This window comes from Breznakia blatticola (assembly GCF_004365815.1).
Classification (GTDB): Bacteria; Bacillota_I; Bacilli_A; order Erysipelotrichales; family Erysipelotrichaceae; genus Breznakia; species Breznakia blatticola.
Window position 1 is genome coordinate 1 of record NZ_SODD01000010.1, and the last position, 14487, is coordinate 14487.

The following is a 14487-nucleotide window of genomic DNA, read 5'->3' on the forward strand; positions in this document are numbered from 1 at the left end:
CTAAATATCATGAAATTTGACAAATTTGCATTAAAAAAAGCCCATAAATAAATGAGCTGTGTAATTTACTAGATAATTGACCTGTCAAACTCCCGTTTATTATTAGTGAAAGAAGATTTGGGATTTTAAATCCAAATCCTCTTTTTTTAAGAAATAAGGTGTGTTTTTTGCTATAATATATCTATGTCTTATGGCATAATAGTTTAAGTATAGTCAGGAGAAAATATGTTTGAAGGAATAAGAGCACAAATTCGACATACAAAAGAAGCCGATCCAGCTGCACGTAGTGCATTTGAAATCATTGTTTTATATCCACATATGAAAGCATTGTTTTTCTATCGAATCGCGCATTTCTTTTATAAAATACATTTGTATTTTCTAGCAAGACTTACATCTAATATTGCTCGTTGGTGGGTAGGAATTGAAATCCATCCAGGAGCGACAATTGGAAAAGGATTGCTTATTGATCATGGAATGGGAGTTGTCATTGGGGAAACGGCCGTAGTAGGAGACTACTGCACCATCTATCATCAAGTAACACTTGGGGGAACTGGAAAAGAACACTGCAAACGTCATCCAACACTTGAAGACCACGTCATGGTTGGAGCAGGAGCTAAAGTTCTTGGAAATATCACTATCGGAAGTCATGCAAAAGTTGGTTCAAACGCCGTAGTTACAAAGGACGTTGCACCATATACAAGCGTTGTTGGAATACCAGCAAAAGAAGTGAAAAAGAGGGAAGCGTAAATGAAAGATATCGTATACATCACAGGTCATAAAAATCCAGACAGTGACTCTATTTGTGCGGCGATTGCGTATGCTGATTTAAAAAATCAATGTGGCATACAAGCAAGAGCGACAAGATTAGGTAAGATTAATAACGAAACAAAATTCATACTTGAGAAGTTTCAACTTGATGAACCTGATTTAATGATTAGTGCAAAAGCAGCATTGCGAGATATTGATTTAGATTGTGCTGTACGTGTTGATTTACATACAACACTACGTCGCGCATGGGACTTGTGTTTGGAATACAACACGCATACGGTATATGTTGTTGATGAAAACAATCAAATGTTAGGATTGACTACATTATCGGATATATCGAAAATTCAAATGCAAGATTTGAATATTACAAAAGATTTACTAAAAGAAACACCATTAGAAAACCTTGTCCAATCACTGAAGGGTGACTTTATTTATAAAGGAACACTTGAACGTAGTGGGTTTGTTCGTATCGCTGATAAGAAATTAATGGAACGTGATATCACTGGAAACATTATGGTATTAAGCGATAATGAAGATATTATGATGACATGTATGGAAAAAGGATGTGCGGTTATCGCAATTGCAGAAAGCTACATTCCAACAGATAAAATTATCAATAAAGCAATGGAATTAGGTGTTACCTTAATTCGTACACAGTACAACATCATGAAAATCTTACAAATGATTTATCGTGCGATTCCAGTGGGAATGATTATGACACCTGCAGATGCAATTCAGAAATTCAATGGAAATGAGTACGTTGAAGATGTCGCAAGAATGATGCTTCAAAAGCGTTATCGTAATTATCCAGTATTCATGAATGGAGTGCTTGTTGGCAGTATGGGACGTTACCACGTGCTTAAATACAATCGTAAGAAATTGATTCTTGTGGATCACAACGAACGCAGTCAAAGTATTGATGATATTGAATACGGGAATATTTTGGAGATTGTAGATCACCATAGAATTGGGGATATTGAAACAAGTCAACCAATTAGTTTCCGTGCGCAAACAGTAGGTAGTACATGTACGATTGTTGCGCAAATGTATAAAGAAAAGGGAAAACAACCATCAAAAGCAATTGCTGGAGCCCTATTATGTGCAATCATTTCAGACACGATGAATTTCAATTCACCAACTTGTACACAAACAGATATTGATATTGCAAATGAACTTGCAACTTTGCATGAAATTGATTTGCCTGAACTAGCAACATCTATGTTTAAAGCAAGTGCAAATATTGATGATAAAAGTAATCGTGATATATTGTATACAGATTTTAAAGAATATGATCTTGCTGGTAAGCAAATTGCAATCGGACAAGCGTATATCTATGATATGTCTACATTAAGTACGGTTGAAGAAGACTTCCAAAAATTCTTAGACCAAGAAAATGAAATCTTAAAATATGATTTATTGATGATGGCATTTTCAAATGTCGAAGGTAAGGGAAGTAAATTCATGTATACTGGAAAGCTTAGTAATGCGATTGATACTGCCTTTATGATTGGTCATGAAGAAGGCGGATACATGGAAGGTTTAGTTTCACGTAAGAAGCAAATCGTACCTAAAATTGCTCAATTATTAAAATAAACTGCAAATTGCAGTTTTTTTTGATACAATTTACATAACGAAGGAGGTGGTTTCATGAAATATACGATGAAAAATAAGAGAACCTGTTTTTATGAAGTCCACATCCAAATCAACATAAAATCAGTGTAACACTCAAGTGGGCGGAAAGGTCAAATGAGAATTAAACACATTGAAACAAAACAAGAAATTGAACAAGTAACACATATGAAAGCAAGTAGTGATGATCAAAATCAGTTTTTAGTAGAACAACTAGAAAATCATACGATTGATTTGAATCAAGTTATGATTGCTGTGTTACATAATAAGGTAGTAGCTCGTGCATTATGTATGAAACATGGAATGTATCTTTTGACATTTGAAGATGAAATACAATATGATGATGCTATATATTTCTTACAAGCATGTATAAGCAAAGTAGAACAAAAAGAAATTGAGTTGCATTTATATAGTGATAAGCAAAATTATCAATTTACTTTTGATGCATTAATTTCTGCTGGGTTTAATGTACAACAAGAAAAGTACAGTTACACGTTGCATCCAACAATCAATTCACATACTCTTTTAGCGTATCCATGTTCCAATCACAATAAGCAAACATGGGTAGATATGTTTATTCGTGTAGGTAGCAATCATCTTGATGCAAGTATGCAAAGAGACATGGATCGATATGGTATAAAACGTGCAAGTGAAATACTTTATGAAGTGTTGCTAGTAAATCAACCAGATGAAGCTGCATGGCTTTGTGCGCAAGTGGATGGACACTGTGTTGGATTTGTAATTGTTAGTCAACTGACACGTACACAAGCTGGAATATCTTATATTGGTGTCTTCCCAGAATATCGTGGAAAGCATTATGCAACCATGCTTTTACTTATAGCATCAAATTACTGCGTAGAACATGGATATGACTTACTAATTGCTGATACAGATATTCATAATATTCCTATGCAACATGCTTTAAAGTATGCAAATTTCACATATAGTTGTAAAGAAGTTGTACTTGTCTACAATGAAGATTAACTTACAAAATAAAGAACCCGTATTACGTCATTACGGGTTCTTTTACAATGCCTACTTTTTTGAGTAAAAACTGTGCATTGGTGCTTTTTGAAATGCCTGGTTTTATAGTGTAATCAAAGGACATCGTATCCTTTGTGTATGTTTCATTGAAACTATAGTTGATGATGCGAGGATAGTGCTTTTCATAACTGCAAACCTCTAAATCATGTGTACTAATAAATCCAATAACACCATCTTGATTTAGTTGTTTCAATACAGCTTTTGCCCCATATAAGCGATCTACACTGTTTGTGCCCTTAAATATTTCATCAATAAAGAAACATGTATTCGCTTCTTTACTACTTGCATCAATAATCATTTTAATTCGTTGTAATTCTGCATAGAAGGTTGAGACACCTGCATTTAAATCATCGCGTATCCGCATGGAAGTAAGTATTTGGACAAGTGGGCAGTTCATGTGATCAGCTACTACATAGCTACCTGCTTTTGCTAGAACCATATTAATCCCAACAGTACGTAAAAAGGTTGTCTTACCAGACATGTTGGATCCTGAAATAATCATAATTTCATCATCTAAATGAAAATCGTTTGACACACGTTTCTTATTAAGAATTAGTGGGTGACCGATTTGTGTAGCATGCATTTTCTTGCTGTTTATTTCTATTGTTGGCAGACAAGCGTGATCAACATTTCGTTTAATATTCGCAAAACTTACATAGGTTTCATAAGTTGCTACTGCATCAAAGCATAAAGCCATCTGCTTACTGTTTAATTGCTTCCACTTAGCTAAATCATGTGCATTCTTAATATCCCAGAGCCAGAATAAATTGAGAATAAAACTCGCCAGAGCATTTTGTGTTTGGTTAATGTTGCTTGCAATGTTAGCTAGTTTACTAACTATCTCTTTTGATTTGATAAACTGTGTATGAATGTTTTGTAGATTCTTGCTTTTCACACTTGTACCAAGAATTGCATCTATTACAGGAACATATGCTTCTATAGAGTTACTAACTTCCTTTACGACATGTACATAGGATTCAGCTTTCTTATGTAGAACAAACCAGATACCTAGTTGAAGTGTTAATAGTAAGGCGCTTAACAAAATCAAATAATTAATTTCAGTGAATGCAGCAATAAGGCATACGATAATTGTTGTTACACATAAGATGCGTAAGAGACTATAGGTTTTCTTTTTTTTGAAAAACGGCTCTTGTTGTTGCAGTTGGTTAGTAAGTTGTCTAAATACTTTGCTATTTTGAATACTTGAACAGGCATATTCAACCGTAGAAGTGTACTGATACATATCAGAGATTTCTGCAATTGCTTGTTGGCGCAATTTGATTGCATCTTTGTCATAGTTTGCATCTAGTAAATCATGTGCAAGTTGTTTACGACCAAAATAGCTATGCGTACTATTGCAATACTGAAATAAACTTGAATCACCGACGATATCTAAGTCCATTGCATATGGATGCTCATAATCAACAAACTCTGCTCCAGTATCGATAAATTGATTCCATGAACCGTCTAATCGTTGTAGATTTGCTTCATGAATTGCGATTAAACCTTTGTTTTTTCGTTCTCTAATTTTATATTGTTCTTGTTTTTTACTTCCATATAGAAATAGGATAAGCCAAACAAGAGCTATTAAAGTTGTTGGCAAAAGGGTAATTCCTTGTGAATAACCGATAAAGTATGTTATTGGAATCGCAAAGAATGTAAGTACTTTAAGTGTACCTAATAGTATAATTGGGCGATTACAAGCCACTAGATCTTCTTTGCAAATCGCGATTTCTTTTGTATATGTATGTTTCATAGATTTTATTATAGCACGTAATAAAAAGAGTATGTAGAATTTCTACATGCTAGACTTCATATGTTGCTAGAATTTCTTCAATAGCTTCTTTTTCTGGGTCGATATATATCGTTTTATAATTTGTTAGTGTCACAAATCCCATCGCAGCTTTATTTGGACGTTTTAATTGTCGCACAAGACAGTAATTTACTGGTACACTGCTTGATTGCTTTGCTTGAGAGTAATAGGCAGCAAGCATCGCCGCTGTACGAATAATTGACTCACTCAAATCATTTCCACTGACTACAACATGACTTCCGTGCATATCTTTAACATGGAACCACGTATCATCACGTCGTGCTTGTTCGAATGTGATGTAATCATTTTGTATGTTGTTTTTCCCAACATAAATATGCGTTCCATCAATATGTAGTGTTAAAAAGTTTGGTTTGGCCTGTTTTTTCTTTTTGCGGATTTTATAGTGAATTTGCTTTGTAAAACCTAGATTTGCTAGTTCTTCTTTAATTTCTAATGCATCTTGTACACGTATGTCTTGTAGTTGTACTTCAAGATTTTCAAAGTAGCGAATCATAGTTTGTGTTTTATCAATCTGTTTAGCTACTTCCACAAGTGCAGTTTTACTTTTATTGTACTTTTGGTAGTATTTCTTTGCATTTTGTTTTACTGAAATTTTTGCATCCAATGGAATATCGATAAGCGTTTCATCTTCAAAAGAGGGGAGTTGAATTTGTTGTAGATGTTTTTCGTAGTTTTCAGGATATGCATATAGCAAGTCTCCATACATACGATAAGTATCTAATTCTTCAGCAGCTTTGATTGTTTTTTCAAGTTTATCAAGTTTACGAACATTTTTCTTCAATTCTTGTTTTACTAAGCGTTCAATATCTCCAGACTGTTGTTTAATACGAACTTTTTCTTCCTTTTGATAATACATTTCATCCATCGCATCCATGATTGGGTATACATGAAATGGTGCATCTAGGTGTTTAAGTTCAATCAGGTGGTAGTAGGTATCTTTACCTTTTTCATGCACATATAGAGTATTTCCATTTGCAATCTCTTTCATTATATCCACAAAACTTTCTCCTGCATTGGTGCGATATAAAACTTCATCACTTAATAGAGGAGAAAACCCATGGAATTGTTTTACAAGAGACTGGTCACGATCAAATGTTGTCGCAACAAAGGGATCTATTTTTCCTTCATGAGGTCTTACTGGTGTATACATTGCTCCAGGGTGAATGGTTCTTGCGTTATTTTCAAATGCTGGAATGCGTTTTAAAGCATCAATGATTTTATCTTTCTCATTTACTAAAATCATATTTGCATATTTACCCATAAGTTCGATATAAAGTTTATATTCTTTGTAGTCACCTAAGTCATCTTTTACCTCGATGGTAAAACAAATGACACGATCTAGTCCTGCTTGTTCAATGCTTTTTACAATACTACGATCAATATATTTACGTAGGACCATCACAAAATTATTTGGACTTTCCATTGTTTGGTAATCGCGATTTGTAATATGGATTCGATTGTATGCACTATGACAAGAAATCATCAATTTATGATTGGTTCTTTCACTGCGTAAGTTGATTAAAATCTCATCATTTGAAATTTGTTGGATTTTATTTACTTTAGCAGGTGTAAGTGTTTGTAGCTTATGTAATATTCTATGTAAGACTAATCCATCTAATGCCATATATAATGCCCTCCATTGACTAATTATTCATGCTTTTGCGATTAAGAATCAGCAAAGTTTTCAAACTCTAGTTATTATAGCATAATCTATATAAGTTTCTTATTCACAAGTACGATAAAAATGCTATAATGATAACAATATCGTGGGAGAGTAATATGAAAAAAGGTTTGTTGATTATACTAAGTGGCCCAAGTGGTGTCGGAAAAGGTACAGTACGTAAGTACTTTATGCAAGATTCAGAACTTAATTTAGCATACTCGTTGTCAATGACAACAAGAAAACCTAGAGCCGGTGAGCAAGACGGAGTGGATTATCTTTTTGTTGAGAAAGAAGACTTCGAAAAAGCAATTGAACATGGGGAATTGCTCGAATGGGCAGAGTTTGTAGGAAACTATTATGGGACACCGATGTCTCAAGTAGAAAAACTTCGTAACGAAGGGAAAAATGTACTGCTTGAAATTGAAGTACAAGGAGCAAAACAAGTTGCAGATAAAGTTCCTGATGCGATTAGTATCTTTATGATTCCACCAACGATGGAAGAACTTGCAAAACGTATTCGTGGACGCAAAAGTGAAGCGGAAGAAGTTGTACAAGAACGTTTAGCAAAAGCAGAGAAGGAAATGGAACTTATCAAAGACTATAAATATGTAGTTTGTAATGATGATCCTGAACTAGCTGCACAGTATATTGGCTTAATTGTAAAACGACACATGAATGATAACGAAACTTTAGCTCAGTAAAACAAATGTGTTGTAATATACGCATGAAATTTGTATAATGATATAGTATGTAGGAGGCAAAACTATGAACTTTTGGTATTCAATTGGAAGTTTAATCGCAGGTTTACTTATTGGAGGATTCTTAGGTTTTTATTTAACAAAACGTAAATTCGAAAAAGAATTAAAAGAAAATCCACCAATTAATGAAAAAATGATCCGTGCCATGTTCCTTCAAATGGGTAGAAAACCATCTGAAGCACAAATTAAACAGATTATGAAATCTGTAAATGCGAATCGTTAGGATTTACATTACACTTCATATTAAAAACGAGGAATCCAATAACGTGATTCCTCTTTCTTTTTTTATATGAAACATGTGATCCGTTTTCTTAAAAGTTTACTTGTCGTATGCCTTAGCCTATTCAGTCTAATTACTTTTAAAACAGTAATTCTACATTACACGCGTACAGATGGTGTTGCGATTTTAGGGTATCACGGAGTTGTTAGTGATGAACAAAAGAAAACCATCTACACAAACGATCCTTACAAAATGAGTGTCAGTGAATTTGATGAACAAATGTCATATTTAGCAAAAAATGGATATCATAGTTTATCAATGGATGAATTGTATCGGTATGTTGAAGATAAAAACTATCAACTACCAAAGAAAAGTGTTGTCATCACTTTTGATGATGGATATGAAAATGTACTTACGAATGCATATCCAATCTTACAAAAATATAACTTGCAAGCAACAACCTTTCTTATTGGAAAAAAAGTAACATCAAATCTAGATGGATATTTAAAACTAAGTGATATCCAAAATGATGAAACCATGCAATTTTATTCGCACTCTTTTGATTTACATCATAAAGCCAGTGGCTTTGATCGTAAGAAAATTGATGTCATATCTTTAGCCGATATTGCAGATGATTTTCAATCAAATCAAGGTGTGATTGATCAAAGTTATTTTGCTTTTCCATATGGAAGAACAAAAGCTGGTATTGAAGAAATATTACAATCGTATGATGTAAAATTAGCCTTTGGCTATAATCAAAACCGCAAGATGATACGAGAAGACAACCGTTACTTGTTGCCTCGCTATTTCATGTTTGCAAGGATGCCATTTGCCTATTTTACTTGGCTAGTATCCTAACGTATAATAAACCTATGTTGAAATTTATAAGAAGAGTTATACTTACACTTATCATCATTGCCATTTTAGTTGTTGGAGCTTTTGCTCTTATCGGATATGTTGGTTATAAAGATGTTGTAGATAAGGTGAGTATCGAGGAAAAAGTAAATCAATTACGTAGTCAAGACACGTATGTCACACTTGATGAAATTTCACAACCAATGCAAGATGCAGTGGTTGCTATTGAAGATCATCGTTTTTATGACCATGGTGGAATTGATTATTATGCGCTTATGCGTAGCGTTGTAGTAAATCTAAGCGGAACAGGTAATCAAGGGGGAAGTACACTTACACAACAACTTGCAAAGAATTTCTATTTTATGGAAGATAACACTAGTTTGCGGAAAATAAGCGAAGCTTATGTTGCGAAAGCTCTTGAAGATAACTACAGTAAGGATGAAATTTTAGAGATGTATGTAAACATCGTATATTATGGTGATAATCATTATGGAATCTATGAAGCAAGTACGGGTTATTATAATGTATTACCAAGTGAATTAAACTTAGCGCAAGCAAGTGTGCTAGCGGGTCTTCCACAGGCACCAAGTGTGTATGCACTAAGTAATCATAATCCACAAACGCAAGAACGCCAAAGAATGGTGCTAAAGGCAATGTTGGATTATAAATATATTAATCAAAGTGAGTACGAGGCAGTGATAAACAGCATATAAATCTGCCATTGTACATGTATGAGGGGATTATGAAAATATTTATCAAGCTTTCTTGGTTTATGAAGCAAGAAAAAGCTAGTTATATCTGGGGGATACTTTCTCTTGCAGTAATAGCTGTGCTTAATTTAATACCACCGATGATTACAGCTACGATTATTGATGAAATGACAAATGGAACATTAACGGTGCAAACCTTATTGCTTCTAGTCGTTGGTCTTTTCATAAATGCTGCAATCATTTTTGCGATGCGCTATGTTTGGCGTATTTGTATTTTTGGTGCATCCTTTCGTTTAGAAAGGTTATTGCGCCTACGTTTATTTGAACATTTTGCGAAGATGTCACCGAGTTTCTTTAAAGAAAACCGTGTCGGAGACTTAATGGCTCATGCAACCAATGATTTGAAAAGCGTACAAAGAGTTGCTGGTATAGGAGTTTTACAAGGTGCAGATGCACTTATTTCTGGACTATCTACACTAGTTGCAATGATTTTCTTCGTTGATTTAAAGTTGACGTTGATTACACTAATACCAATGCCATTTATGATCATTGGTGCACAAATGTTAAGTAAGAAATTACATACGACATTCCATAAAGCACAAGATGCATTCTCAAATCTAAATAATAGAACTTTAGAAAGTATTAATGGAATTAAAGTCACAAAAACATTTGGACAAGAAAAAGAAGAAGTAGCATCATTTAAAGAAGAAACACAAGATGTCTACAAAAAGAATATGGCATATGTGCCTTGGGATGCTGGTTTTGACCCACTTATTGAAATCATTGTGGTGATTTGTTATATCTTGTTATTTATTACAGGAGCTACTATGATTGAAAATCATCAAGTAAGTGTGGGGCAATTGACAGCAATGGTAAGTTATATGAACTTACTGATTTGGCCAATGCTAGCATTAGGATTTTTATACAATAATGTGGAACGTGGAAATGTAAGTTATGATCGAATTCAAAAACTGTTTGACGTAACACCTGAAGTACGTAATGTGAAAAACGCGATTCAACAAGTACCAACTGGTGATATCACATTTGATGTACAAGATTTTCGTTATGAAGATAGTACATCTCCAGTGATTGATCACGTCCAGTTTAGTGTAAAACCAAAAGAGACACTTGGAATTGTTGGGAAAACAGGTGCAGGAAAAACCACGTTAATCAAACTGCTTTTGCGTGAAAGTGACAGTTTTAAAGGAAGTATATATTTTGGTGATTATGAGACATATCGCTATGATTTAGGTATGTATCATCAAGCCTTTGGATATGTTCCACAAGATCAATTTTTGTTTTCTATGAGTATTGCAGATAATATTCGTTTTGGGAAAAGCGATGCTACCATGGAAGAAGTAAAACAAGCTGCAAAGCTCGCAAGTGTACACGAAGATATTGAAGGATTTGCGGAAGGATATGAAACGATGGTAGGGGAACGTGGTGTTTCTTTATCTGGAGGACAAAAGCAAAGAATTGCAATTGCTAGAGCTTTATTACTAGATCCTGAAGTGCTTATCCTAGATGATTCGTTAAGTGCAGTTGATGCAAAAACAGAAGAGCGAATTTTGGCTTCATTAAAAGAAGTACGAAACAACAAAACTACAATTATTGTTGCACATCGATTTAGTGCAATTAAACATGCAAATCAAATCATTGTTATGGATCAAGGAAAAATCACAGAACGTGGTATTCATGATCAATTGGCTGCTGGAAATGGTTGGTATGCAGAAATATATAAATTACAAGAAACCTATCAAGGAGGTACATCTTATGAATCATAAGAATGATTTTTATAAAGAAACCTTCACCAGTAGCGAACAAAAAGTGATTTTAAAACGCTTATTGTCGTATTTAAAACCATATACAAAACCACTGATTATCGCATTGCTTACGACAGTGCTTGCAACTACATGTTTTGTAATTGCACCACTTATTATGCGTTGGTTAGTAGATAATGGACTTACCGGAAATAGTGTACATATGGATATTATTATCCAAGGAGCATTGTTATATGCTTTGATGTGTTCACTATATGCGATTTTACGTTTCTTTCAGTTAATCCAACTAAAACGTTTGGGGTTTAAATTATGTAAAGACTTACGTGATACACTCTTTGCGAAGTTAGAAGGAATGGGAATGCGTTACTTCGATCAAACACCTGCAGGTAGTTTGGTCTCACGTGTTACCAATGATACTGAAGCGATTCAAGAGATGGTAAATGAAGTTCTATCGGTGATTGTTTCAAGTGTCGTAATGATTATTGGTTGTGTCGTTGCGATGAGCTTTATGGAATGGCGTTTGGCACTATTTTGCTTATGCTTTGTGCCTGTGGCTGTTCTAATTATGTTTTACTACCAAAAATTATCAACTCGTTATTATTTAACTGCTAGAGAAAAACTATCACAGTTAAACACGCGACTTGCAGAATCGATTTCAGGAATGAATATCATCCAAATATTCAATCAAGAAAAACGAATTGCTAGTGAATTTGCAAATACAAATAATGAGTACTACGAAGCAAGTATGAAAAATGTGCGATTGGATGGATTGTTGTTATCACCAACAATTCACTTATTAATTGCCTTAGCGTTAGCACTGATGTTGACGTACATGGGATTTCAGTCATTTGCTGGTTTAGCATCTGTTGGGATGGTAGTTGCTTTTATTGAGTATATTTATCGTTTCTTTGATCCAATGTTTCAAATAATGGATCGTTTAAGTATTTACCAACAAGCAATCGTTGCAGCATATCGTGTATTCTTTATTCTAGATCATCAAGAAGTTGCACCGATGCAAGATGAAAAAGAGGATGCAAAAATCACAGAAGGAAGAATTGAATTTAAAAATGTTTCTTTCTCTTATGATGGAAAACATGAAGTATTAAAAGATATTAGCTTTGTGATTGAACCAGGAGAAACGCTTGCACTAGTTGGACATACAGGTAGTGGGAAAAGTAGTATTATTAATGTTATGATGCGTTTTTATGAGTTCACCAAAGGAGAAATCCTTATTGATGGTGTTTCCATCAAAGAATATCCAATGGATGAATTACGCAAACGTATAGGACTGGTACTACAAGATCCATTTATGTATTATGGAACGATTGCAGATAACGTTCGTTTGAAAAATAAAGAGATTAGTGATGAGGAAATTAAAGAGGCTTGTAAGTTTGTCCAAGCTGACCAATTTATTGATAAACTAACAGATACATATCAGTATCAAGTGAGTGAAAGAGGAGCAAGTTTTTCAACCGGACAAAAACAGTTACTCGCATTTGCACGAACAATAGTCACAAATCCAAAGATATTAATTTTAGATGAGGCAACTGCAAACATTGATACAGAAACCGAAAGTTTGATTCAAGAAGGACTTTCAAGAATCAAACAAGGTCGTACGAGCATTGCAATTGCGCACCGTTTATCCACAATCAAAGATGCGAATAAAATTCTTGTGTTGGATAATGGGCGAATTATTGAAGCAGGAAACCACGAGAGTTTGATTGAAAAACATGGCGTGTACTATGCGATGTATCAACTACAAAAAAGTGGGGCACAATAAGAAAAAAAACAACGTCAATACCATAATGGTTAGACGTTGTTTTGCTTTTATCCAAGATTTAAAGATGCCATTTTTTCCGAGTAATCTTTTAGTGCTTTATGTAAAGCAATCATTTCATCTTCAACGTTATTTTCGATTAGTTGTAAAAAGTACTCATAACTTCCTTTAGAAAGTTCATGTCCTTTTTCACTTACTTCAATGAAAATGATACGTTTATCCGTTTTTGATGTTTCACGAATTAATAAACCACGCTTTTCAAGTTTGCTAACGGCAATTGAAAGGTTTGTTGCTGCTTTACGCATATGTTGAGCAAGTTGGTTTAAAGTTAAACGTCCGCTTTCATCAATAATACGTAAGATACGCAATTCGTTGAATGAAATTTCATGTTCTTCATAAAATGGAACCATCCATTTTAATCCATCTTCTTGTAGACGCATTGTCATTTCTTCTACTTCTTGTATTACTTTTTTATCCATATAATGTCCCCTTTATAATTATAGATTACTATGTAAACCATATTTCTTATACTTACTATACTGATTAATTCATAATGAATCAATAGGAATACATAGGTATTTCATCATTTTTTTGTTATTAGTGTGCATATTATGTGCTTCTGTTCTTGCTCTTGACAAAAAATATATGCTTGTTGTAAGTATATACAAATACAATTGGCTTGTATATAGGTTTTTACTTGTATTTGCTATCCGATTATACACTATATACGATACGATTTCCTATTAAATAAACGAATAAAAAAAACCTCGATTGAGGTTTACTTGTTTTTTCTAAGCCAACTGACTTTATTTTCATTTCCATCAATGATGCGTTTAATGTTGCTACGGTGTCTAAATATAACTAGTACAGCAAGTAAGATACTTGCAACATGAATGCTTTCCGCACTTGTAATAAAGTAGATATAGATTGCTTGGGTAATAGATGCAAAGATTGATGCAAGTGATACCATTTGAAAGATAACTAGAATCACTACGAATACTGCTAGTGGAATTAATAACATCCAAGGATCTTGGAATGTAAAGATTGCACATGATAGTAAGAATCCAAACATTGTAGCCACTGCTTTACCACCTCTAAATCCTGCAAAGATAGGATAACAGTGTCCGACTGCCGCAAATAATCCTGCCCAAATCGAAACCATAGGGTCAAATAGTAGAGCACTAATACCTGAAGCGGCAACTACTTTTAAGACATCTAAAGCGATAACTGAAATCGCTGCTTTTTTACCAAGTACACGTCCGGCATTACTTCCACCAAGATTTCCACTTCCGTGTTCACGCACATCTGTACCATAGAATACTTTACCAATGACTAAGGCAAAGGGGATTGATCCTAATAAATATCCAATAATAGAAGAAACGATAATTCCTATATACATTGGATGTAAATTGTTTAGTATATCCATAACATGCCTCCTAACAAGAAAA

At 34.0% G+C, this 14487-nt stretch carries 13 protein-coding genes; 9 read left to right on the plus strand and 4 right to left on the minus strand.

All coding sequences use genetic code 11. From position 1 onward, the window contains the following. Positions 1-225: 225 nt before the first annotated feature. The 3 genes from epsC to EDD63_RS04280 all read left to right on the plus strand — a co-directional run bounded on the left by epsC (position 226) and on the right by EDD63_RS04280 (position 3381). Complete coding sequence (gene epsC, locus EDD63_RS04270) at positions 226-747, plus strand: serine O-acetyltransferase EpsC (protein WP_134168823.1); 522 nt, start codon at positions 226-228, stop codon at positions 745-747. After that, positions 748-2361: a putative manganese-dependent inorganic diphosphatase gene (locus EDD63_RS04275; RefSeq protein WP_134168825.1), complete on the plus strand. Its 1614-nt coding sequence runs from the start codon at positions 748-750 to the stop codon at positions 2359-2361. A gap of 153 nt (positions 2362-2514) precedes the next feature. After that, positions 2515-3381 carry a GNAT family N-acetyltransferase gene (locus tag EDD63_RS04280; protein ID WP_134168827.1) on the plus strand — a complete coding sequence of 289 codons (867 nt, stop codon included), beginning with the start codon at positions 2515-2517 and terminating at the stop codon, positions 3379-3381. A 22-nt stretch (positions 3382-3403) separates the two neighbouring features. On the opposite strand, the gene EDD63_RS04285 is transcribed toward EDD63_RS04280, so the two are convergent. Together EDD63_RS04285 and EDD63_RS04290 are read right to left on the minus strand one after the other, a co-directional pair. Then, on the minus strand, positions 3404-5197 hold the full coding sequence (locus EDD63_RS04285) for a MutS family DNA mismatch repair protein (protein WP_134168829.1): 1794 nt from the start codon (positions 5195-5197) through the stop codon (positions 3404-3406). Positions 5198-5246: 49 nt separating this feature from the next. Next, a complete protein-coding gene (locus EDD63_RS04290) occupies positions 5247-6899 on the minus strand; it encodes an Rqc2 family fibronectin-binding protein (RefSeq protein ID WP_134168831.1) in 1653 nt (550 codons plus the stop codon). 155 nt (positions 6900-7054) lie between these two features. On the opposite strand from EDD63_RS04290, the gene gmk reads away from it, so the two are divergent. From gmk to EDD63_RS04320, 6 genes are all read left to right on the plus strand, one after another. Next, positions 7055-7639: a guanylate kinase gene (gmk, locus tag EDD63_RS04295; RefSeq protein ID WP_134168833.1), complete on the plus strand. Its 585-nt coding sequence runs from the start codon at positions 7055-7057 to the stop codon at positions 7637-7639. 64 nt (positions 7640-7703) lie between these two features. Next, positions 7704-7919 carry a YneF family protein gene (locus EDD63_RS04300; protein WP_067423094.1) on the plus strand — a complete coding sequence of 72 codons (216 nt, stop codon included), beginning with the start codon at positions 7704-7706 and terminating at the stop codon, positions 7917-7919. Positions 7920-7994: 75 nt separating this feature from the next. Next, positions 7995-8774, plus strand: a complete 780-nt coding sequence (locus EDD63_RS04305) for a polysaccharide deacetylase family protein (RefSeq protein ID WP_166667540.1) — start codon at positions 7995-7997, stop codon at positions 8772-8774. Between the two features lie 14 nt (positions 8775-8788). Next, a complete protein-coding gene (locus EDD63_RS04310) occupies positions 8789-9484 on the plus strand; it encodes a transglycosylase domain-containing protein (RefSeq protein WP_134168837.1) in 696 nt (231 codons plus the stop codon). Positions 9485-9513: 29 nt separating this feature from the next. After that, positions 9514-11265, plus strand: coding sequence for an ABC transporter ATP-binding protein (locus EDD63_RS04315; RefSeq protein WP_134168839.1), 1752 nt, complete (start codon positions 9514-9516; stop codon positions 11263-11265). Beyond that, entirely contained in the window at positions 11255-13042 is a 1788-nt protein-coding gene (locus tag EDD63_RS04320) for an ABC transporter ATP-binding protein (RefSeq protein ID WP_134168841.1), read from the plus strand. Before EDD63_RS04315 ends, EDD63_RS04320 begins: the two co-directional genes overlap by 11 nt. Positions 13043-13089: 47 nt before the next feature. Here the strand turns inward: EDD63_RS04320 and EDD63_RS04325 are convergent, their stop codons facing one another. Continuing rightward, positions 13090-13518, minus strand: a complete 429-nt coding sequence (locus tag EDD63_RS04325) for a MarR family winged helix-turn-helix transcriptional regulator (RefSeq protein ID WP_134168843.1) — start codon at positions 13516-13518, stop codon at positions 13090-13092. Between the two features lie 299 nt (positions 13519-13817). Continuing rightward, positions 13818-14465, minus strand: coding sequence for a glycerol-3-phosphate 1-O-acyltransferase PlsY (gene plsY, locus EDD63_RS04330; protein WP_243833734.1), 648 nt, complete (start codon positions 14463-14465; stop codon positions 13818-13820). Positions 14466-14487 lie beyond the last annotated feature (22 nt).